We start from the raw sequence: 21,895 nt of genomic DNA on the forward strand, positions 1-21,895 counted from the left end.
CATGTCGAAACCCTTGAGCGAGTACAACCGCAAGCGCGACTTCAAGATCACTGCAGAGCCCGCAGGCGAAGCACCTGCGGGCAAACGCAAGGCGTCGGCGCTGACGTTCGTGATCCAAAAACATGACGCGCGCAACCTGCACTATGACTTTCGCCTGGAACTCGACGGCGTGCTTAAAAGCTGGGCGGTGCCCAAAGGCCCCAGCCTGGACCCGACTCAGAAACGTCTGGCGGTGCACGTTGAGGATCACCCGCTGAGCTATGGCAGTTTTGAAGGTAACATCGCCCCCGGCCAATACGGCGCGGGGGATGTGATCGTGTGGGATCGCGGCGTCTGGCAACCCCTCGAAGATCCGCACGCCGCCTACGCGGCCGGCAAACTCAAATTCACCCTGATCGGCGAAAAGCTCTCCGGCGATTGGGCGCTGGTACGCACCCGCCTCAAGGGCAGTGGCGACAAGGAACAATGGTTGCTGATCAAGGAAAAGGATGAGCAAGCCCGGCCGGCCGCCGACTACAATATCGTCGTGGCCCAGCCGAAAAGCGTGATCAGCGAAGCCACCGTCGGCAAGTCCAAAGCCCCTGAACGCACCAAAGCCAAGGCAAAGCGCAAGAAAATCCTCGCTGCCCTTCCCGACCAATTCACGCCGCAACTGGCGACCCTGGTCGACCGCGCGCCGGACGGCGACTGGCACTACGAAATCAAATTCGACGGTTACCGCATGCTGGCGCGCATCCGTGACGGTGAAGTCCGCCTGTTCACACGCAACGGCCACGACTGGACCGAGCGCCTGCCCCGCCAGGTCAAAGCCCTGCAAGCGCTCAAGCTGGAGGACAGCTGGCTGGACGGCGAAATGGTGAGCCTAGACGGTGACGGGTTGCCGGATTTTCAGGCGTTGCAAAATGCCTTCGATATCGGCCGCAGCCTGGACATCGTGTATTACCTGTTTGATGCGCCGTTCCTAAACGGGCACGATCAGCGCAACGAACCCGTTGAGGCGCGCCGTGCCGCGCTGAAGTCCGCGCTGTCCGGCAGCCGCAGCAAACTGCTGCGGTTTTCCGAAGCGTTTGTTGCCAATCAGCGTGACATCTTCGAAAGTGCCTGCGACCTGGCGCTGGAGGGCATCATCGGCAAGCGCCTGGGCAGTCCTTACATGTCCACGCGCAATACCGATTGGATCAAGCTCAAGTGCCGCTTGCGCCAGGAATTCGTGATCGTTGGCTACACACGCCCGCAGGGCTCGCGCAGTGGCTTCGGGGCGCTGTTATTGGCGGTCAATGACGACACCGGGCTGGTCTATGCAGGGCGCGTAGGCACCGGATTCGATCAGGCATCACTGAAAGCCATTTACGGACAGCTCCAGCCTCTGGAACGCAAAACTTCACCCCTGGAAAAACCGCTTACAAGCACCCAGGCACGCGGCGTGCATTGGATTGAGCCGCGCCTGGTCGGCGAAGTCCAGTTCGCCGAATGGACCCGCGAAGGCGTGGTGCGCCACGCATCATTCGTGGCACTGCGCACCGATAAGCCAGCCTCGCAGATCATTCATGAGCAACCCCGCACGGCAAAATCACTCAAGCCACCCGCAGCCAAAAAAGCCGCCGTCACGGGCAATATCACTCATCCCGAGCGCATTATTGACCCGCAAAGCGGAACGCAAAAACAGCAGCTGGCAGCGTTTTACCAAGGCATCAGCGAATGGATCCTGCCCTTCCTGCGCCACCGCCCCGTGTCCTTGCTGCGCGCGCCCGCCGGGATCGAGGGCGAGCAGTTCTTCCAAAAGCATTCCGAGCATTTGGCCATTCCCCATATCAAGCAGCTGGACCCGGCGCTGGACCCTGGCCATGCACGGCTGATGGAAATCGACACCGTCGGCGCTCTGGTCGGCGCCGTGCAGATGGGCACAGTTGAGCTGCATACCTGGGGCGCTACCTCGGACAAAATCGAGACCCCCGACCTTTTTGTACTCGACCTCGACCCGGACCCGGCGCTGCCATGGAAAACCATGCTGGAGGCCGCGCAACTGACGTTAGCCGTGCTGGACGAGCTGGGCCTGGACGCGTTCGTCAAAACCAGTGGCGGCAAAGGCTTGCATTTGGTCATACCGCTGGCGCGCCGGGATGACTGGGACACCGTAAAAGCCTTCGCCAAGGCCATCGCGCAGTTCATGACTCGTCAACTGCCCGAGCGCTTTACCGCCACGTCCGGCCCGAAAAACCGTGTGGGCAAGATCTTTATCGACTACCTGCGCAACGCGCGCGGCGCAAGTACCGTCACCGCGTATTCAGTGCGCGCGCGGCCGGGCTTGCCGGTGTCAGTGCCGGTCAGTCGAGGAGAATTGAAAGGGTTGCGGGGCGCACAGCAATGGACGGTGGCCAATCTGCAAGAGCGCTTGCAGAGTTTGAAGGCTGACCCGTGGGCCGGGTACGCCAATAGGCAGAAGATTGGCAAGAAGATGTGGGACAAACTGGGCGCGACTCCACCGTAATGGCCTGCGCCCCCGACAGGTTTCAGATCAGGATAAAGATCAGCGCCAAGCCGGCAAAAATCGCCCACTTTTCCAGGTAATAGCGCGTGCGATTGCGTTTTTTCAGCTCTTTGCCGCGCAGACGAATCTTGTACAGGTGAGTAAAGGCACGGTTCAAACCGCCCGTTTTATCCCCCTCATCATTGGGCGAGCCCGCAGCCGCCATCACGTTACGGCTGAACCAACGGTTAAACGCCTCCGCCCAGCGATACTTCATGGGTCGCTCAATGTCGCAAAACAGAATGATACGGTTCTGCTGCGTGGTGTTTTCAGCGTAATGGATGTACGTCTCGTCAAAGATCACCGGCTCGCCATCTCGCCAGTAATAGTTCTCGCCATCCACATTGATATAGCAGCCAGGATCGTTGGGTGTATCCAGGCCCAAGTGATAGCGGTAAGAACCCGCGTAGGGGTCGCGGTGGCGTACCAGCTTGGAGCCCGGCGGCAGCTCGGCGAACATGGCGGCCTTGATCGAGCCAATGCTTTGCACCAGCTCAGTGGTGCGCGGGCACAGTTTCGTCGCGGAAGGATGACTGTCGCCGTACCACTTGAGGTAGAAACGCTTCCAGCCCGACTTGAAGAACGAGTTGAAACCCACGTCGTTGTATTGGTCGGAGCGCTTGATCTCGCCTGCGCGCATCAGGTTCTGGGCCTCTTGGCGGATTTCCTGCCAATGCTCCTGCAACGGGCTCAGGTCAGGGAAATCGCTGGGCGACAGGAACGGGCGACTTGGCTGCGGGGAGAACAAATAGAGGAAGCAGTTTATCGGCGCGAGGAACGTCGAGTGATCGCTGAGCTGGCGCCCAAGCTTGTGTCGCACCCGGCCACGCAAGTGTACATACGCGATGGAGGCAACGTAGAGAGCAACAATGATGAGTTTCAAAGTATTCGTCACAAGTCAGTAGAGAACAGGCTGCTCCTGCGTGCCCACAACGGCCGAGGATGAAATAGCAGCGCCTGAAATCACAGTTACACGTTGGCGCCTGAACCGGTTGGCGACAATCCGGTCAGAGCTCGTTGGCAGTTATTTAGCCACAGTTTGTAACCAAAGGTTAACTAAGATTTGTGAAAAGCTGTCCACACGTTCAACTCCACACAACGTGGGCGTGCATTGCGCACGCCCACGCGCAGGCTTTGTTACAGCGACCGCGGGTCGTCTTGACGTTCAGCGCGAGAAATCACCGGCACAGTGGCCCCGCTGGCACGTCGGGTGAGAACAAGATGGCGAACGAACGCCACAAACATCCCGATCAGCAAGCCGATGACCAGGCTCACTGCCAGGACCAAAGACTTTTTCGGCTTGATTGGGGACAGTGGTTCCTGAGCGCGGCGGTCGATAGAGACCAGCTTCAAGTTGGTCATATCAATGTTGAGGCTGCGCAGTCGGGCAATTTCGGCACGCAATGGTTCGACGTCTCGCAGGAAAATATCCTCGTTCGAACGTTTTTGCAGAGTCTCAACCTCGCGGTTGGTCTCCAGCATTTCAAGTTCCTTGGTAATTTCAGCAATGCGGCCGTTCGTGAAGTCATCGCTGGTGCGCAGCTTCAATGCAGCACGTTCAGCTTCCAGCGTCTCTGTGCCCAGGAAAAACAAGGGGATATTCTGGTTGTTGACCTCGGTACGCATCACCTGCCCGGCACCTTCACGCGAGGTATCGCCCATGGAAGATGGCGTCGTCGGCGTCCTGATCCCCATAGACTTGGCGATGCTGATCGCCTCAGCCAGCTCGGCTAAACGGTTCGTACGTTGCATTTTCATCTGCAAGCGCAACCCGTTGAGCTCATCCTGCAAGCGGGCACGCTTGATTCTGTCATCTTCAAGCAGCTTGGCGATTTTCGATTCTTTTTCAGTGTCGTAGTTGGCGCGGGCGGCGTCGATCTTGCCTTTGAGCTCAGTCAGACGGTTGTTGACAATTACCTTAAGGTCGGCACCCACCTGCTCGCGCTCGGCCGCAATGGCGTAATCGACGAACCCGTTGAGAATGGCTACCCCATCGATGTCCGAGGGATATTGCAACTCCAGACGCAGGTAGCTATTGGCCAAGTCCGCGCGTTTCGGGTCGGGCAACACCAAATTGACCGAATTTCGGTTGAAGTCTTCAAAACTCTGCTCGAGGGTTTGCCCGGGCTTCTGAAAGGCCTTGAACAGTTGTTCGTGGCTTTTGAAAAACTCCAGGCGCACGCCGTAGGAATCCAGTTGCGTACCCACTTTTGCCAGCGCGTCTGCCGGAGGCAACTTATAGACTTCCGAACGGTTCAGGGCATCCAGTTCGTTGATTGCCGCAGGCCGGAGCACACTGCTGACTTCATAAATTTTGGGGGCCAGGAATGCGTAACCTGCGCCTAACAGCCCAGCCACAATCGTACAGCCCACTACCAGTTTTTTCTGTCGCCAGATGGAATGAAATATCTCGAACAAGTCAATTTCATCAGGCGTTGCAGGGACGTTGAGTGGTGAAGTTCGATTCAAGATTAGAACACCTATGAAATAACATTAAAAAGCCATTACTCCGTGGAGAAAGCATGACCTGGAAAATCAGGGACAACGCCCTTTGAACATCTTCAGATCAGAATCCGACCTGTTGGCGTAACGAAAAGTCCGTCTTTTCGGAAATTGTTTCTGCTTCATGTCATTGACAGACGAATGCTAAAAAGCGTGTAGGAGCATTCACAAAATGGCGCAGGACATACATCATCACACAACAGTCAAATCCCTGTCAGCTAGGGAATAAGTCCTATTGCATGGGTTCTGCATGCTCACTGTTACGATTGCGATCATTTTCTCGCTGGCTTTTAGTCACCTCGCCCCCTCTCAGCAATAAGGAATTTGCATGACAACGCTTTTTGACCCCGACTATCAGGCGCTTCAAGGCACATGGGAGCAAACCTCTCTTGAAGACAGCGGCGTGCTTAACCCCATCGATGCGCACAGCGCGCCCGGGGCAATCACTACCATCACAGATGACCGATTCGAGGTGACCACCGTCACTGGCGATGTGTTGCTGGCAGGACGGTTTGTGCTGGACAGTGCCACCACGCCCAAAAGCATTACCTGGGTGGATTCCATCGGCGATGACGCAGGCAAGCCCTTGCCCGCCAGCTATTACCTGGATGCGCAAAATTTTGTGTTTATCGCGGCAGATGAAGGCATGCCGCGGCCAAGCGTCTTCAGCACCGGCCCCGGGCAAACCATGCGCACGTTTGTGCGCAGGGCCTGAGCTGAATCGCATCCGAACTTGCGACACGATTTTCACGCCCTCTTCACTTCTCGGCCTATAGGGTGAGGCCTACCTACTCCAGTGAATCACTTGGCCCGCCTCTCCTCGCGGGCTTTTTTTTGCGCGCGGCAAAGTGCTTCAGGCGTATGCCTTGGTCGCGGTCAACGTGAAGCACAATGGCAGCTGTGCGGGTTGGTGCTCATATTTGTCATAGAGCTCTTCGCGGTTGGAGTGTGGGTACTCCTGCAAATGCGTGATGCGCAGCTGCGCAGCAATTGCCCCACTGACCACACTTCCAAGGGTGTGCACGTACCAATAGGATGTCGGCCCGGCCACCTCGGCCTGCCCTTCGTAAACAATGGAAGACTGCAGCACGAACGGGTCGCGCTGAAAATACGAACTGGCGGGCAGCATCGGGTTTGCGGCCCGGGGATCAAACATCTCCAGGAACGGATGAGTCTCGTAAATCACCAAAGTGCCGCCGGGCTTCAGGGTACTGGCTACATGACGCATAAACAGCGCCACATCCGGCATCCAGTTCATTGCACCAATTGTCACCAGAGCCACATCAAACCGGCCGAGCAAGCGCTCGGGCAAGTGATGAATATCGGCTTCTACAAATTCAGGGCCGTAAGGCGAAGCCTCTGCCAGATCACGCGCTTGCTGCAGGAAGGCGCCGGATTGATCGACACCCACCACAGAGCGGGCACCGAGGCTGAACAACGACAGGCTTTCACGGCCGTTGTTGCAGCACAGTTGCACCACGTCCTTGCCGGTGATGCCTACGCTTTCCAGGAGACCGGTGAGGGTCGCATCGAGACAGGAGAATTCGGCGTCAGCGACCGATTCGAGCAGCGTCTTCCAGGTGGCGGTGTCTTTGTGCAGTTGGGCTGATGCGTCCCAAGCGTCCTTGTTGCTGCTAATAGCCTGTTCAGCTGAGGGCATATCCATTGCGTCTCCAGAGCGTCAGTACAGCGGGAACCGAAAAATAAACCAAATACCTTGCGGGTGAAACTCTCAGCATTCGGAAACTTATGGGCAGCCCTTTCAAGGTCTTTGGAAATCTGTCTGATAGGGCGAGCACTATCCCTGTGGCGAGCGGGCTTGTCGAATCGTCGCACCGCCCGCGTTGGGTTGCGAAGCGACCCTAAAAGCAACAACGCGGTGAGTCAGGCATTCTTCGGGCGCTGGTTTTGGGGCTGCTTCGCAGCCCAACGCGGGACAAGCCCGCTCGCCACAGGGTACTTATAACCTGTTGTATCTAAAGACCTTGAAAGGGCTGAAACTTATGGCAAAACCCATAGGTCACTAAACCTATAAGTGTTCAGCCCCTGAACGCTGCTTTTGAAGACCTCGCCGTGGCTCAACACTCCGACCTGCGCAGCAACCTGTCACTGGACAGCCTCAATTTTTTCCTGGCGGACGTGCGCGACGGGCTTGGGCCGTACCTGGCGATCTACCTGTTGGCCGTGCATAAATGGGACCCGGCCAGTATCGGCGTGGTCATGACCCTGGCCGGTATTACCGCCCTGCTCACTCAGGGCCCGGCAGGCGCGCTGATTGATCGCACCCGCAGCAAACGCGCAGTCGTGGCGACTGCGGCGATTCTGGTCACCGTCAGTTGTTTGCTGTTGCCGTTTGTCAGTTCATTCAGTTGGGTGGCGCTGACCCAGGCGGCCAGCGCGGTCGCCGCGTCAGTGTTTGCCCCGGCCATTTCGGCGATCTCCCTGGGGATTACCGGGCCTCGCGCATTCACGCGCCGAACCGGGCGCAACGAGACCTTCAACCACGCCGGCAACGCCGTGGCGGCCATGCTGGCAGGCGGCCTGGCGTATTTGTATGGTCCAGTGGTGGTGTTTTACCTGATGGCCTTTATGGCAGTGGCCAGCGTTGTGGCGATCAGTTGTGTGCCAGCAGCGGCAATCGACCACGAGGTGGCCCGGGGCTTTGACCCGGCGCACAGCGGCGATCATGAACAACCGTCCGGCGTGAAGGTGTTGCTGGCTAACCGCCCGTTGCTGATGTTCGCCGTCTGTTGCGCGCTGTTTCACCTGGCCAACGCCGCCATGCTGCCGCTGGTCAGCCAGAGACTGGCGCAAATCAACCTGCAGATGGCCACGCCGCTGACGTCCGCGTGCATCGTCGCCGCGCAGTTGGTGATGGTGCCGATGGCCTGGCTGGTGGGGCTCAAGGCCGATGTGTGGGGGCGCAAACCGCTGCTGTTGGCGGGTTTCATGATTCTGCCGCTGCGCGGCGTGCTGTACACCTTGTCCAGTGACCCTTATTGGCTCGTGGCGGTGCAAATGCTCGATGGCATTGGCGCGGGGATTTTTGGCGCGCTGTTCCCGGTGATCGTCAAGGACCTGACCCAAGGCACCGGGCGCTTCAACGTCAGCCTGGGCGCGCTGTCTACGGTCTTCGGCCTGGGCGCGGCGTTAAGCAGCAGCCTGGCGGGTTTTGTGGTGCAACAGGCCGGCTACAACGCCGCATTCCTGACCCTGGCGGGTGTGGCGGCTGCAGCCTTGGCGCTGTTATGGCTGGCAATGCCCGAGACCCTGCGAAAACCATCGTTCGCACGCATTACAACTGTCGCCTGACATATGCGACAATGCGCGCCAAATTCCAACACACATCCAACATATTCTGCTCAGCGACCGGGTTTCGCGCCTTGATGTCGCTGTTGACGCATGCCTGAAGGCTCCTGCCGCCACGCTCGCAACCCATTGATAGGTAAAGTAATTGATCTCCACAGCTAACATCACCATGCAGTTCGGCGCCAAGCCGCTCTTCGAGAACGTCTCGGTCAAGTTCGGCGCCGGTAACCGTTATGGTTTGATCGGTGCCAACGGTTGCGGCAAGTCGACCTTCATGAAAATCCTCGGCGGCGACCTTGATCCGTCTGGCGGCCAGGTCATGCTGGAGCCGAACGTACGCCTGGGTAAACTGCGTCAGGACCAGTTTGCCTACGAAGAATTCACCGTGCTCGACACCGTGATCATGGGCCACGAGGAGCTGTGGAAGGTCAAGGCCGAGCGCGACCGAATTTACTCGCTGCCGGAAATGAGCGAAGACGACGGCATGGCCGTGGCCGAGCTGGAAACCGAATTCGCCGAGATGGACGGCTATACCGCCGAATCCCGCGCCGGCGAACTGCTGCTGGGCCTGGGTATTCCCCTGGAACAACACTTTGGCCCGATGAGCGAAGTGTCCCCAGGCTGGAAACTGCGCGTATTGCTGGCTCAGGCGCTGTTCTCCGACCCGGAAGTGCTGTTGCTCGACGAACCGACCAACCACTTGGACATCAACACCATCCGCTGGCTGGAAAACATCCTGACCCAGCGTTCGAGCCTGATGATCATCATCTCTCACGACCGTCACTTCCTGAACAGCGTGTGTACCCACATGGCTGACCTGGACTACGGCGAGCTGCGTCTGTTCCCGGGCAACTACGATGAGTACATGACCGTGGCGACCCAGTCCCGCGAGCAACTGCTGTCGGACAACGCCAAGAAGAAAGCGCAGATCTCCGAGTTGCAATCCTTCGTCAGCCGCTTCTCGGCCAACGCCTCGAAAGCCAAGCAGGCCACTTCCCGCGCCAAGGCGATCGACAAGATTCAGCTGGCCGAAGTCAAGCCTTCGAGCCGCGTGAGCCCGTTTATCCGTTTCGAACAAAACAAAAAGCTGCACCGTCAGGCGGTCATCGTCGATCGCATGGCCAAAGGTTTCGACGGCAAGCCGCTGTTCAAGGACTTCAGCTTTCAGGTGGAAGCCGGCGAGCGCGTGGCGATCATCGGCCCGAACGGTATCGGTAAAACCACTCTGCTGCGCACCCTGGTCAACGAACTGACCCCGGACGCCGGCAGCATCAAGTGGACCGACGCCGCCGAGCTGGGCTACTACGCTCAGGACCACGCGTCCGACTTCGAAGACGACATGAGCCTGTTCGACTGGATGGGCCAGTGGACCCAGGGCGAGCAAGTCATCCGTGGCACATTGGGCCGCATGCTGTTCTCCAACGACGAGATCCTCAAGTCGGTCAAGGTCATTTCCGGTGGTGAGCAAGGCCGCATGCTGTTCGGCAAGCTGATCCTGCAAAAGCCGAACGTGCTGATCATGGACGAACCGACCAACCACTTGGACATGGAATCCATCGAAGCGCTGAACCTGGCGCTGGAAAACTACCCTGGCACACTGATTTTCGTCAGCCACGACCGTGAGTTCGTATCGTCCCTGGCTACCCGCATCATCGAGCTGAGCCCTAGCGGCGTGATCGACTTCAGCGGCACGTACGACGACTACCTGCGCAGCCAAGGCGTGGTGTTCTAACGAACCCACCCTCTGTGCTGAGCAGGCTTGTTGTGGCGAGCAGGCTTGCCCTGCGTTGGGCTGCGCAGCGGCCCTAAAATCAAACACCGCGTTCCGCCAGGCAGAACGCGGTGTTTTTTATTGGGGCCGCTGCGCAGCCCAACGCAGGGCAAGCCTGCTCGCCACAAGACGCCTGCTCGCCACAACAAGCCTGCTCGCCACAAGAATCAACGTCACCCAAGAAAGTAGTTAGGCTGCTTTCCTTTCCCCTGCACCCTTGCCATCATGCCCTCACCGCCCGCCCGCGAACGAGTTCCCATGCCTGCCGCCTCCCCCACCTCACTGTCGGTCACCCTGCAGATCGTCTCAATCGTCTTCTACACCTTCATTGCCTTTATCTGCATCGGCCTGCCGATCGCGGTCATCCCGGGCTATGTCCATGAGCAACTGGGCTTCAGTGCCGTAGTGGCCGGGGTAACCATCGGCTCGCAATACCTGGCCACCCTGCTCAGCCGTCCCATGGCCGGGCGCATGTCGGACAACGTAGGCACCAAGCGCGCGATTGTGTTGGGCCTTGCCGGGATTCTGCTCAGCGGCGTGCTGACGTTTTTAGCCACCCTGGTCGAGAGCATGCCCGCCTTGAGCCTAGGCATTCTGATCGCCGGCCGGCTGTTGCTCGGCGTGGCCCAGGGCCTCATCGGTGTGGGCACCATCAGTTGGTGCATGGGCGCCGTCGGCACGGAACACACCGCGCGGTCGATTTCCTGGAATGGCATCGCCTCCTACGGCGCCATCGCAATTGGCGCGCCGCTGGGCGTGGTAATGGTCGCCGAATACGGCTACATCAGCCTTGGCCTCGCCTTATCGGTATTGGCTGCGCTGGGGTTGGTGTTGATCCGCAACAAACCCTCGGTACCCGTGGTGCGCGGCGAGCGCCTGCCGTTCTGGAACGTGTTCGGGCGCATCGCGCCGTTTGGCGCCAGCCTGTGCCTGGCGTCAATCGGCTACGGCACGCTGACCACCTTTATTACCCTGTATTACCTCAACCGTGGCTGGACCGGCGCGGCGTATTGCCTGACGGTCTTTGGGCTGTGCTTTATCCTTTCGCGACTGGTGTTTATCTCGGCCATCAGCCGCTTTGGCGGGTTCAGTGCGGCGATTGCCTGCATGACCATCGAAGCCCTGGGCCTGACCCTGCTGTGGCTGGCGCCTACAACCGGGGTCGCCTTGATCGGCGCCGGGCTGACCGGTTTCGGCTTGTCGCTGGTGTACCCGGCGCTGGGCGTGGAAGCCATCAAACAGGTGCCCAACAGCAGCCGGGGCGCAGGGTTGAGTGCTTACGCGGTGTTTTTTGATCTGGCCCTGGCGATTGCCGGGCCATTGATGGGCGCCGTAGCGTTGAACCTTGGCTACGGCTGGATCTTCTTTTGTGCGGCGTTGCTGTCAGTCGCGGCGCTGGGCCTGACCGTGATGCTCAAACGCCGCGCTTATTGATCAGCCGTCTGCAAGCCAGCCCGGGTCGACAGGTCCAGGGTATGCAAGAAGAAACGCCCCGCGGCTGAAATCAGGTCGCGGTGAATGCCTTCGCGGTCAACCCCGTCGGCATCCGTGCACACGGCCGGCATGGCGGCCAATTGATCGCTGTCGCACGGCGCCATGAACACAAAGTGTCCGGCACCGGCCAGCAGTTTGAAATCCGGAGGTTCGGGCAACTTGCGCGCCAGGGCGGCGGCGTTCTTGTCCACGGCCACCAGTTGGTCGCCATCGCCGCTGTAGAGCAGCACAGGCACGTGCACATCGGCGAGGGTGTGGCGGCCGAACATCAGGCTCAGCGGGGCCATCAGCATCAACGCATGAATGCGCGGGTCGGCGTGCGGTTGCAGGTCGTCACGGTCAACCACCAGCTCGCCTTTGGTGGTGCAGGCATCTCGGTCTTCCGGGCGTTCTTGGCAATACCGGCGCAGGCGGTCAAAGTCAGGTTTGGCACCCGCCAGGATCAACGCGGTTTCGCCACCGGCCGAATAGCCGATGACGCCCACTTGATCAACGTTGACGAACGGCGACAGCATCGGGTCGCCGAGGGTGGCGGTGATCGCTTCGGAAATCTGGATAGGCCGCCCATACAAGTTGCTCACGGTGCCCAGACGGCTGTGATCCTTGTAGTTGTCGCCAGGATGAAGCACGGCCACCACCACAAACCCCTTGCGTGCCAGGGACGTGGCCAGGTCATGCAGGGCCAACGGCGTGCCAGTGTTGCCGTGGGACAGCATCAACATCGGAAAACGCCCCATGGCGACCTTAGCGTCTTGAGTGGCCGAGACATGGTAAGGGCCCAGCTGCGTCGAGTGTTCGTCGTCAGTGGAGGGGTAAAACGCGATGGCGTTCATCGGCTGCGAATCCAGCGGGTCGAGGAATGACATGCGATGAAAGCCCACACTCCAATGCGGGGGCGGCGCGGGGGCGGCTTGCACTGAAATCAGGCCACCGAGCAGGCAAAGAACCAAAACAGCACAGAGACGCATCATGGGGATGTCCACCTTTGCTGCGCAGCTACGTTCAACATCCGCGGCATGTCTAGTTGAAAAGTCCATGGTTCAAGGCGCTCGCACCGGGTGATATACCCATGCGTGCATAACCTGGGCCAAAGTAGAGACAGCGGGCAAACGAAAAAACTCCGTATTCCGGTCGTTTTGAGGCGATCAGAATACAGAGTTTAGGCGCCCTGTTTCAGATTGAAACCGGGCAGAGGCGAAATTTACACAAGCCTTACGCGGCGGCGAACAATTGTTCGCTGATCACTACGTTGGCGTCGCTCAGGGCCTTGGCGCGGAATTCCTCACCATAGGCCAGGCCCTGGGCGCGGACGAATTCGATGTCGGTGATGCCAAGGAAGCCAAACACCAGCTTCAAGTAGTCTTCGTGACCCACATTGCTCGGCTGGCCAGCATGCACGCCACCTGCGGTTGACACGATGATCAGTTTTTTGCCGCCGCACAGGCCTTCAGCGCCCGCTTCCGAATAACGGAAGGTTTGGCCGGCGACCGCAATGCGGTCGATCCAGGCCTTCAGCTGGGAAGGTACTGAAAAGTTGTACATCGGCGCGCCGATCACCACGGCGTCGGCAGCGATGAATTCGGCCAGCGACGAAGCGCTTAGCTCAGCTTCATGCTGTTGTACCGCGTCACGCAATTCGGCAGCGGTGCCCAGAGCACCCAGGGTCAAGCCGGAAAAGTGGCTGATGCCTTCGCTCGCCAGGTCACGGTAAGTCACTTCCACACCTGGCTGAGCCGCTTGCCAGGCCTTGACCACACCTGCACTGAGCGCGCGGGAAGCCGAGTTGTCGCCGAGGATGCTGGAATCGATATGCAACAGTTTCATGCGGGATCTCCAAATGAGGATCGCGACGTGGCGATCAAGTGAGGTTGATCCTACAGATGAAACCAATAGTCGATTAGACGGTGAAATTGCGATAGTTTGTCCTATAAACAGGACAGTAGGCAGACCATGCAAGACCTTAACGACCTCTACTATTTCGCCAAAGTCGTGGAAGCCGGCGGTTTCGCGGCGGCCGGACGGATGCTCGGCATACCCAAATCACGCCTGTCTCGACGCATTGCCGAGCTTGAAGAGCGCCTCGGCGCCCGCTTGCTGCAACGCACCACCCGGCAATTGACTCTCACCGCCGTCGGTGAGCGCTACCTGCGCCATTGCCAGGCAATGCTGCTGGAAGCGGAAATGGCCGATGAGGCCGTGGCCAGCATGTCCAGCGAACCTCGTGGGCGACTGCGGGTCAGCTGCCCGGTGGGCATGGCGCAGCACATGATGCCGGGAATTGTCGCAGGCTTCCTCGCCGCGCACCCGCATGTGCAACTCGATATGACCCTGGTCAACCGCCGCGTGGACCTGGTGGCCGAAGGTATAGACGTCGCCCTGCGCGTTCGCGAGCTGGGGGACGAAGACCCGCTGCTGGTGACCAAGCGCCTGCGCCAGTCCCAGACCATCCTGGTCGCAAGCCCGGAGTTCATGCAGGGTCGGCAGATCAACTCCGTCGACGACCTCAAGCAATTGCCGTTGCTGGGCGCATTGGATGCCGACCGCCTGGTGCACCTGCGCCTGATCGACACACAGGGCACTATTGAGGAATTGGCCATGGAGGCGCGCCTGGGCATCGAGGATTTCATCGTGCGCAAATTCTGCGCCATCCAGGGGCTGGGCTTTACCGTACTGCCGATGATGTATTGCGAAGCGGAACTGGCCAACGGCCAATTGGTGCGACTACTGCCGCAATGGTCACTGCCCGGCGGTTGGTTGCAGGCGGTTTACCCGCATCGGCGCGGCGTTTCGCCAGCTGTTCGGGCCTGGATCGATTACCTGGAAGAAGGCTTTAAAGGCTGTGGGGACCGTTTGCTATGAACATGACCGAAGTGCAAGTCGCCGCGTTCTGCCTGAGCCTGCCCGGCGCGCGGGAAGACTACAAATGGGGCGGTGTGCGCGTGTTCTCGATTGCCGGCAACAAGATGTTTGCCCTGCAAAACCTGCGTGGCGAATCGTTGGCCTTTAAAGTCGACAAGGACTTGTTTCTGGGCCATGTCGACCGCCCCGGCATCCACCCGGCGCCGTATCTGGCGCGGGCGCAGTGGATCATCATGAACACGCCCTACCCGCTGGGCGCCGAAGAACTGCGTGGCTTGTTGCAGCGCTCCCACCAATTGGTGGTGAGCAAACTGCCCAAGCGCACGCAGATCGGTTTGCGTCTAGAGGATTGAAAGTAGCGTGCCGCCGAGGAACAGTTGGTCCAGCCAAAACACCTGGTGCAGCAGCACGATCACCCAGAACAGCACCTGATAAGACACCTTGCGCGTCTTGTGACGGAACACTTGCTGGGCGATCAGCGCACCCGGCCAACCACCCGCCAGCTCCACGGCGTGGAGGATGTTTTCCGGCGTGCGCCGGCCTTCGGTTTGCGCCTTGTGTTTATCGTTCCAGTACAACAGAAACGCCACCACGCTGACCACGCCGTACGCCACCAGCGGTATGACCGTCTCGCCGCGATGCCACAACAACGTAGAACCCAGCAGCGGCGCAGCGCACAGCAGCACAAAGATCAGCGCTTTCAGACGCGGGTGCTGGATGTTCAAGGCTTGACCGCCGACCAGTCGATCCAGCCGAACTGCCAGGTCGCCAAAATCACCAGGCCAAACGCGATGCGGTACCAGGCAAACGCTGCGTAGCTGTGGCTGGCGATGAATTTGAGCAAGGCCTTGACCGCGATCATCGCGAAGATGAACGAGGTGACAAAACCGATGGCAAATACCGGCAGGTCATCCGGCTGGAACAGGTGACGGTATTTGTAGCCCGAATACAGCGCTGCACCGACCATGGTCGGCATGGCCAGGAAGAACGAAAACTCGGTGGCGGTTTTACGCGACAGGCCGAACAACAGGCCGCCGATAATGGTCGCGCCCGACCGCGAGGTGCCCGGAATCATCGCCAGGCATTGAGCAATACCGACCTTGAGCGCGTCTTTCCAGGTGATCTCGTCCACGGTTTCCGCATGCACTGCGTGTTGACGACGTTCAGCCCAGAGCATAATGACGCCGCCCACCACCAGGGCCGTGGCCACGGTGATCGGGTTGAACAGGTAGTGCTTGATCAGGTCGGCAAAAATCACCCCCAACACCACGGCCGGCATCACCGCAATCATCAGGTTGACGGTGAAGCGTTGCGCAGTGCGTTGGGTTGGCAAGCCGATGACCACGTCAAGGATCTTGCGCCGAAACTCCCAAACCACGGCCAGGATCGCGCCCAATTGAATGATGATGTTGAACGCTTCAAAGCGCTCGCCGCCGAAGCCGATCAAATCGGCGACGATAATCTGGTGCCCGGTGCTGGAGATCGGCAAAAACTCCGTCAAACCCTCTACTACGCCAAGAATCAATGCCTGTATGGCGGTCCACAAATCCATATTTCCCCCAAAGGTCATGCGCGTGGCATGCCTCGTTAGTCTTTTTTAGTCGTTCACTGACGCAGGCGCACTGAAGTGCCGGGCATCGATTGATCAATGCCGGACTGCAAAAATTCCGTGAAAAATCAGGCAGTACTCAGGTTTTCCGCGCGCTGGCCGAAAGCCTATCAGACGCGCCGGAAATGTCGAAGCAGCACCCACAATTATAAAAAGCATGGAGTGACAGGACGATGAACAGTTTGCGCAGCATGTCGATCAGCCGCCGGTTGTGGCTGATCCTGATAGTCGCCGTGTTGATGCTGCTGACACTGGGGCTGTTGATGCTCAAGCAGATTCACGACGACCTCTACCAGGCCAAGCGCCAGCAAACCCAGCACGTGGTGCAGACCGCCAGCGGCGTGCTCGCCTATTACCAGAACCTGGAAAAAAACGGCGTGCTGACCCGCGACGCCGCGCAACAGCAGGCCTTGAGCGCCGTGCGCGGCCTGCGCTACGACCACGACGACTACTTCTGGATCAACGACCTGACCCCCGTGATGATCATGCACGCGGCCAACCCCAAGCTCGACGGCCAGAACCTCTCGGCCATTCGGGACCCGGACGGGTTTGCGGTGTTCAACGAATTCGTGATCCTGGCCAAGGCCAAGGGCGCCGGCATCGTCAACTACCGCTGGCCGAAACCCGGTGCGCAGGCGCCGGTGGAAAAAACCTCCTATATCCAACTGTTCGAGCCGTGGGGCTGGATTATCGGCTCCGGGGTGTACGTGGACGACGTGCAGGCCGAGTTCAACGGCCAGGTGTGGAAGGCCTCGCTGATTGGTCTCGTCATTGCCATGGTCATGGCCCTGCTGGTGATGCTCATCGCACGCAGCATCGTGCGGCCGTTGCAGGCAGCGGTGAACGCCATGGCCGATATCGCCAGCGGCGAAAGCGATTTGACCCGCAGCCTCGAAACCCATGGGCGTGATGAGGTGACCCAACTGTCCGAGCATTTCAACAGCTTCACCGCCAAGCTGCGCCAAGTGGTCAGCCAGTTGCAAGTGTGCGCCAACGCGCTGGGGCAGTCCTCGACCGAGCTGGGAGACAACGCCACCCAGGCACACAGCCGCAGCCAGAAGCAGTCGGAGCAGATGGAACTGGTTGCCACCGCCATCAACGAGGTGACCTACGGTGTGCAGGACGTGGCGAAAAATGCCGAGCACGCCGCCAGCGAAATGCGCGACGCCCAGGCTCAGGCGCAGCAGGGCCAGGTGAATATCGACAGCAGCTTGCAGCAGATCGACAGGCTTTCCAGCACGATCAGCCAGGCCGTGGACGTGATCCGCACCCTGTCCAGCGAAAGCACGCAGATTGGCGGCGTGCTGGAGGTGATCCGCTCGATCGCCGACCAGACCAACCTGCTGGCCCTCAACGCCGCGATTGAAGCGGCGCGCGCCGGTGAGCAAGGCCGCGGGTTTGCGGTGGTGGCCGATGAAGTGCGGCTACTGGCGCAGCGTACGCAAAAATCGACCGCTGAGATTCAGGTGATGATCGAGCGTTTGCAGGGTCATTCGGAAGCGGCGGTGAAGGTGATCAGCGACAGCCACAGCGCTTCGCAATTAACCATCGAACAAGCGGGCCAGGCGGGTGAGAGCCTCAACGCTATTGGCCAGGCATTGCGTAACCTCAATGGGCTGAATGCGTCGATTGCCAGCGCCACGTTGCAACAGGCGCATGTGGTGGAAGACATCAACCAGAATGTGACCCAGGCTGCGGGGTTGTCGCATAGCACGGCGTTGGCGGCAGAGCAGTCGAGTGTGGCGAGTGCGCAATTGCGTGGGTTGAGTGAACAGCTTGGTGGGTTGTTGCGGCAATTCCGGGTTTAGCGCGGAGATGGCGGTTTGTCGGTGTGCATATCCGTTGCTGCGGTTAGGGCTTGGATTGGTTCCGCTCTTACAGCCAGCCCTTTCAAGGTCTTTAGGTAGAACAGACGATAAGTACCTTGTGGCGAGCGGGCTTGCCCCGCGTTGGGTTGCGCAGCAGCCCCAAACCAGCGGCCGGAGATTGTCTGACTCAACGCATTCTTCCTCTCTAGGGCCGCTTCGCAGCCCAACGCGGGGCAAGCCCGCTCGCCACAGGGATAGTGTTCGCCTGTCAGATAGATTTCCAAAGACCTTGAAAGGGCTGGCTCTTACAGCGGGTCACTTTTTGAAGAGCGCAATACTGGTTTTGCCTGCTGTACCGAAGTGTCTGTATCGCAGGCAAGCCAGCTCCCACAGAAGAGCAGACTTGTGCAGCTATTGAAGTTGTACTCGGTCAAAACTGTGGGAGCGGGCTTGCTCGCGAATGCGGTGGGTCAGCCAATTCATCCATCAACTGATACACCGCATTCGCGAGCAAGCCCGCTCCCACAGTGGATCTTCATACATCAGGAAGAATGCGATCCGCCCTCGCAAAAACAGCGCTTTTGATTCAACCACTCAGGTCGGCTACTAGGCCGCCGTGCTTTAGATTTTGATCTTGATCTAAGGCGCCCGTTAACCACGATGGCCGCACGCAGGCTTGAATCCGTGGGTAACCCGGCAGGACGCCGGGTTAGCCGCGCTGGGCCAAGGATGGCCCATCGCGGCGGCCCACGGATTCAAGCCGGCGTGAGGGCACACCGAGCCATAGCGAGGTGCCGAGTGGTGGGGCGAAGACTTTTTGGTTACTTTTGGGGCGTTTGCCAAAAGTGACCCGCTGTAAGAGCGGAACCCATCCAAGCCATCACCGCAGCAACGGATATGTACCCCGACCGAAAGACCGAAGGACCGCCACCGCAGACAACCCAGCCCACACTCCTCAGCATCCCCCACCTCATCCGAAACAACGCCCCGCCCCACACCGAATCCAGCACCTCCACCTGCCCGCACGCTGACGCGGGTCAGCCTGCTGCTTAAGCTGGATCAACTCAAGCTGATAAATTCTCAGTGTGGATGCGCAGATTGAAGTGCGGGCATTATAGGTGGCAAGCTGCGCGGCAGAAGCGCCTGGCCATTACCGCCCGACCAAGCTTCATGCTTTTAAGCGTTTTTAACAAATACCCCGCACTCTTTAACGCCAATCACAGGGAGCTGTATGCGTAAGGATTACCTGGCGTTCTTTGTTTCGCTGTTTCTGTCACGGCTGGCCGATCAGATTCTGTTGTTTATCGTGCCGTTGATCGTGTTTCAAACCACCCAAAGCGTCTCGTGGGCGGGGCTGGCTTTTTTTGTCGAGTCGCTGCCGCGCTACCTGGCTTTTCCGGTGTGCGGCGCCTTGTGCGACAAGTTCTCGCCGGTGCGCATCCTGCATATCAGCCAAGTGTATCGGGCGCTGGCCTGCGTAGTGGCAGTGGCACTGTATGGGCTGTTCGACGGTATTTACTGGATTGTCGCGCTGTCGGCGCTATGCGGGGTGTTGACCACCCAGGGCATCATGGCGCGGGAAGTGTTACTGCCGCATATTTTCAAACAGTACACCTACGCCAAAACCCTGTCCTATTCACAAATCGCCGACCAGAGCGGGCTGGTGCTCGGGCCATTGGTGGCCGCATTGATGCTGGAGGTATGGGCCTGGCATCTGGTGGTGCTGGGCGTGGCCGGGCTGTTTGTGCTGGCAGACGTGGCAATGCGGGTTTGGCAGCGCACAGGCGCTGTGGAGCTGGAAAGCTTTGAGCAACATCGCGACATTTGGTGGCAACCACTGCGCATCGCATTCGGGCATATCCGCACGCTGGTGGAATTGAAGCGAATCATCACGCTGGCGGTTGGGGTAAACCTGATCATCGGCGTAACGCTGGCCACCTCTGCCGCGCTGGTGACGGGCCACTTCGCGGCGGGCAAGGACACCTATGCCGTGCTGCAAGCGGCGGGCGCGGCGGTGACCATCGCGATTCTGTTTTACCTGGCACGGGCCGCGTTGCCGCTGAAACTACTGGGCGGGTTGTCTTACGCAATGATCGGCGCAGGCGCGTTGATCACCGCGATCAGCCCTAACCTGTGGGCTTACACCCTTGGTTTCCTGCTGATCACCGGTTTCGACAAGATGTTCAACGTCTACCTGCGCAGCACCCGTCAACGGGTGATTCCGGTGCAGGACTTTGGCAAGACTGTGGGCGTAATCACACTGCTCAACAACCTGTCCCAACCGTTGGCGGGGCTGCTGATTTCCGTGTTGGCGGCGCCCTTGGGCACGCAAACGGTGATCCTGCTGTTAACTGCAATCACCGCGCTGATCGGCATAGCCGTCGCCTCAGGCTGGCACGCCACTGTGAAAGCGGAACTCGATATCGGGTGATTCGATCAGTTCCCTCTCGGCCGCCCTCACCCGCTCGATGACCTGGGCGATGTCCTTGGCGTCGCCGTATTGGTACGCCAACTTCAAATACCCCTGGAAGTGCCGCGCTTCACTCTTGAGCAACCCGAAGTAGAACTTGCCGAGTTCTTGGTCAAGATGCGGCACCAGCGCCTCGAAACGCTCGCAACTGCGCGCTTCGATAAAGGCGCCGACCACCAGCGTGTCTACCAGTTTGACCGGTTCATGGGTGCGCACCACCTTGCGCAAACCCGAGGCATAACGCCCGGCATGCAGTTGGCGCAGTTCGACCTTGCGCTTTTTCATCAGACGCATGACCTGTTCGTGGTGCACCAATTCCTCACGGGCCAAACGCGACATCATGCTGATCAGGTCGACATGGCCGTGGTACTTGGCCATCAGGCTCATGGCGGTGCTGGCGGCTTTGAATTCGCAGTTCTTGTGGTCGATCAGCAGGGTGTCCTGATCGGCCAACGCGGCCTGGACCCAGGCGTCAGGGGTGCGGCAACCGAGGAATTCGTGGATTTCGGGCAGGTTCATCGGGCTCACGGGCAAAAGCATCACAAAAGGGCGCCGATTATACCGACCGCGCCGCAGACCACCAGCCACCGGCCTTGATGTGCATCAACATGACGTACGCCCGCCAGCAACTATAGTTGTTCCACGCCCCGTCTTTATCTGGAGAACCCGAGCATGCAAGCCATTCGCAGCATTTTGGTGGTCATTGAGCCCGAGCATGCAGAAAGCCTGGCCCTCAAGCGCGCCAAGCTGATCGCCGGGGTCACCGGCGCGCACTTGCATTTGCTGGTCTGCGATAAAAAGCATGAACACTCGGCATTGCTGAGCCTGCTTAAATCCGGTTTGCAGGAGGACGGCTACAGCGTGACCACCGAGCAGGCGTGGAATGACAGCCTGCATGAAACCATCATCGACGTGCAGCAGGCCGAAGGCTGCGGCCTTGTCGTCAAACAGCACTTCCCCGACAGCCCCCTGAAAAAAGCCCTGCTGACGCCGGCGGACTGGAAACTGCTGCGCTATTGCCCTACCCCGGTGCTGCTGGTGAAAACCGCGACACCCTGGGCCGGCAAGGTGGTACTGGCGGCCATTGACGTGGGCAATACCGACCGCGAACACCAGGCATTGCACAACACCATCGTGGATCACGGCTTCGACATCGCGCACCTGGCCAAGGCGCAGTTGCACGTGATCAGCGCGCACCCGTCACCCATGCTGTCGGCGGCAGACCCGACCTTTCAACTCAAGGAAACCATTGAAGGGCGCTATCGCGAGCAGTGCAAAGCGTTCCAGGCTGAATTCGATGTGGATGACGCCCACCTGCACATCGAAGAAGGCCCGGCGGATGTGTTGATTCCGTTTGCAGCACATAAATGGCAGGCGGCCGTGACAGTTATCGGCACAGTGGCGCGCACCGGGATTTCAGGGGCGTTGATTGGCAATACGGCTGAAGTGGTGCTGGATGAGGTGGAAGGCGATGTGCTGGTGCTCAAGCCGCAGGAGCTGATGGATCACCTGGAAGAGCTGGCGACAGAGGCTTGATGGCGACCAT

18 protein-coding genes and 1 pseudogene are annotated in these 21,895 nt (G+C 59.3%); 11 read left to right on the forward strand and 8 right to left on the reverse strand.

The annotated features are described in order from the left end of the window. The first annotated feature begins 1 nt into the window (after nt 1). A complete protein-coding gene (gene ligD, locus Q7C20_RS22025; protein ID WP_375070192.1) occupies nt 2-2,488 on the forward strand; it encodes a DNA ligase D in 2,487 nt (828 codons plus the stop codon). A 22-nt stretch (nt 2,489-2,510) separates the two neighbouring features. Here the strand turns inward: ligD and lpxO are convergent, their stop codons facing one another. Both lpxO and Q7C20_RS22035 read right to left on the reverse strand, forming a co-directional pair. After that, complete coding sequence (gene lpxO / locus Q7C20_RS22030) at nt 2,511-3,410, reverse strand: lipid A hydroxylase LpxO (protein WP_375070194.1); 900 nt, start codon at nt 3,408-3,410, stop codon at nt 2,511-2,513. Between the two features lie 254 nt (nt 3,411-3,664). Then, nucleotides 3,665-4,996: a Wzz/FepE/Etk N-terminal domain-containing protein gene (locus Q7C20_RS22035; RefSeq protein WP_375070196.1), complete on the reverse strand. Its 1,332-nt coding sequence runs from the start codon at nt 4,994-4,996 to the stop codon at nt 3,665-3,667. A 361-nt stretch (nt 4,997-5,357) separates the two neighbouring features. Between Q7C20_RS22035 and Q7C20_RS22040 the strand changes: the two genes are divergently transcribed. Beyond that, nucleotides 5,358-5,744 carry a TIGR03067 domain-containing protein gene (locus Q7C20_RS22040; RefSeq protein ID WP_375070198.1) on the forward strand — a complete coding sequence of 129 codons (387 nt, stop codon included), beginning with the start codon at nt 5,358-5,360 and terminating at the stop codon, nt 5,742-5,744. A 138-nt stretch (nt 5,745-5,882) separates the two neighbouring features. Here Q7C20_RS22040 and Q7C20_RS22045 read toward each other — a convergent pair whose 3' ends face one another. Beyond that, nucleotides 5,883-6,695 carry a class I SAM-dependent methyltransferase gene (locus tag Q7C20_RS22045; RefSeq protein ID WP_375070200.1) on the reverse strand — a complete coding sequence of 271 codons (813 nt, stop codon included), beginning with the start codon at nt 6,693-6,695 and terminating at the stop codon, nt 5,883-5,885. A gap of 407 nt (nt 6,696-7,102) precedes the next feature. Here Q7C20_RS22045 and Q7C20_RS22050 point away from each other — a divergent pair, with 407 nt between their 5' ends. The 3 genes from Q7C20_RS22050 (at nt 7,103) to Q7C20_RS22060 (ending at nt 11,543) form a co-directional block, all read left to right on the forward strand. Beyond that, nucleotides 7,103-8,341: an MFS transporter gene (locus Q7C20_RS22050; protein WP_375070202.1), complete on the forward strand. Its 1,239-nt coding sequence runs from the start codon at nt 7,103-7,105 to the stop codon at nt 8,339-8,341. A gap of 142 nt (nt 8,342-8,483) precedes the next feature. Beyond that, nucleotides 8,484-10,070, forward strand: a complete 1,587-nt coding sequence (locus Q7C20_RS22055; RefSeq protein WP_375070204.1) for an ABC-F family ATPase — start codon at nt 8,484-8,486, stop codon at nt 10,068-10,070. 297 nt (nt 10,071-10,367) lie between these two features. Next, complete coding sequence (locus Q7C20_RS22060) at nt 10,368-11,543, forward strand: MFS transporter (protein ID WP_375070206.1); 1,176 nt, start codon at nt 10,368-10,370, stop codon at nt 11,541-11,543. Here Q7C20_RS22060 and Q7C20_RS22065 read toward each other — a convergent pair. Both Q7C20_RS22065 and Q7C20_RS22070 read right to left on the reverse strand, forming a co-directional pair. Further along, complete coding sequence (locus Q7C20_RS22065) at nt 11,537-12,574, reverse strand: alpha/beta hydrolase family protein (RefSeq protein ID WP_375070207.1); 1,038 nt, start codon at nt 12,572-12,574, stop codon at nt 11,537-11,539. The two genes, Q7C20_RS22060 and Q7C20_RS22065, sit on opposite strands and share 7 nt — an antisense overlap. Nucleotides 12,575-12,815: 241 nt before the next feature. Further along, on the reverse strand, nt 12,816-13,427 hold the full coding sequence (locus Q7C20_RS22070) for an FMN-dependent NADH-azoreductase (protein ID WP_375070209.1): 612 nt from the start codon (nt 13,425-13,427) through the stop codon (nt 12,816-12,818). Between the two features lie 126 nt (nt 13,428-13,553). Here Q7C20_RS22070 and Q7C20_RS22075 point away from each other — a divergent pair, with 126 nt between their 5' ends. Next, nucleotides 13,554-14,462, forward strand: coding sequence for a LysR substrate-binding domain-containing protein (locus tag Q7C20_RS22075; protein ID WP_348061920.1), 909 nt, complete (start codon nt 13,554-13,556; stop codon nt 14,460-14,462). A gap of 2 nt (nt 14,463-14,464) precedes the next feature. Continuing rightward, nucleotides 14,465-14,815 (forward strand): MmcQ/YjbR family DNA-binding protein, encoded by a 351-nt coding sequence (locus tag Q7C20_RS22080; RefSeq protein WP_348061924.1) that lies wholly within the window; start codon nt 14,465-14,467, stop codon nt 14,813-14,815. Here Q7C20_RS22080 and Q7C20_RS22085 read toward each other — a convergent pair. Both Q7C20_RS22085 and Q7C20_RS22090 read right to left on the reverse strand, forming a co-directional pair. Further along, nucleotides 14,804-15,187 (reverse strand): DUF1294 domain-containing protein, encoded by a 384-nt coding sequence (locus Q7C20_RS22085; protein WP_375070211.1) that lies wholly within the window; start codon nt 15,185-15,187, stop codon nt 14,804-14,806. The genes Q7C20_RS22080 and Q7C20_RS22085 overlap by 12 nt on opposite strands. Then, on the reverse strand, nt 15,184-16,014 hold the full coding sequence (locus tag Q7C20_RS22090; protein WP_375070212.1) for an undecaprenyl-diphosphate phosphatase: 831 nt from the start codon (nt 16,012-16,014) through the stop codon (nt 15,184-15,186). The genes Q7C20_RS22085 and Q7C20_RS22090 overlap by 4 nt, the downstream gene beginning before the upstream one ends. A gap of 320 nt (nt 16,015-16,334) precedes the next feature. Between Q7C20_RS22090 and Q7C20_RS22095 the strand changes: the two are divergent. The 3 genes and pseudogenes from Q7C20_RS22095 to Q7C20_RS22105 all read left to right on the forward strand — a co-directional run. Further along, nucleotides 16,335-17,024, forward strand: a pseudogene (locus Q7C20_RS22095) (cache domain-containing protein); the annotation flags it as partial. Nucleotides 17,025-17,144: 120 nt separating this feature from the next. Further along, on the forward strand, nt 17,145-17,879 hold the full coding sequence (locus Q7C20_RS22100; protein WP_375070222.1) for a methyl-accepting chemotaxis protein: 735 nt from the start codon (nt 17,145-17,147) through the stop codon (nt 17,877-17,879). A 1,231-nt stretch (nt 17,880-19,110) separates the two neighbouring features. Then, nucleotides 19,111-20,310 (forward strand): MFS transporter, encoded by a 1,200-nt coding sequence (locus Q7C20_RS22105; protein WP_348062126.1) that lies wholly within the window; start codon nt 19,111-19,113, stop codon nt 20,308-20,310. Here Q7C20_RS22105 and Q7C20_RS22110 read toward each other — a convergent pair. Next, entirely contained in the window at nt 20,266-20,868 is a 603-nt protein-coding gene (locus tag Q7C20_RS22110) for a tRNA-(ms[2]io[6]A)-hydroxylase (RefSeq protein ID WP_375070215.1), read from the reverse strand. The two genes, Q7C20_RS22105 and Q7C20_RS22110, sit on opposite strands and share 45 nt — an antisense overlap. Before the next feature lie 153 nt (nt 20,869-21,021). On the opposite strand from Q7C20_RS22110, the gene Q7C20_RS22115 reads away from it, so the two are divergent. Next, complete coding sequence (locus Q7C20_RS22115) at nt 21,022-21,885, forward strand: universal stress protein (RefSeq protein WP_375070216.1); 864 nt, start codon at nt 21,022-21,024, stop codon at nt 21,883-21,885. Nucleotides 21,886-21,895: the final 10 nt, after the last annotated feature.

Origin of the sequence: Pseudomonas sp. AMR01, assembly GCF_041946035.1 — a bacterium.
Lineage (GTDB): Bacteria > Pseudomonadota > Gammaproteobacteria > Pseudomonadales > Pseudomonadaceae > Aquipseudomonas > Aquipseudomonas antarctica_B.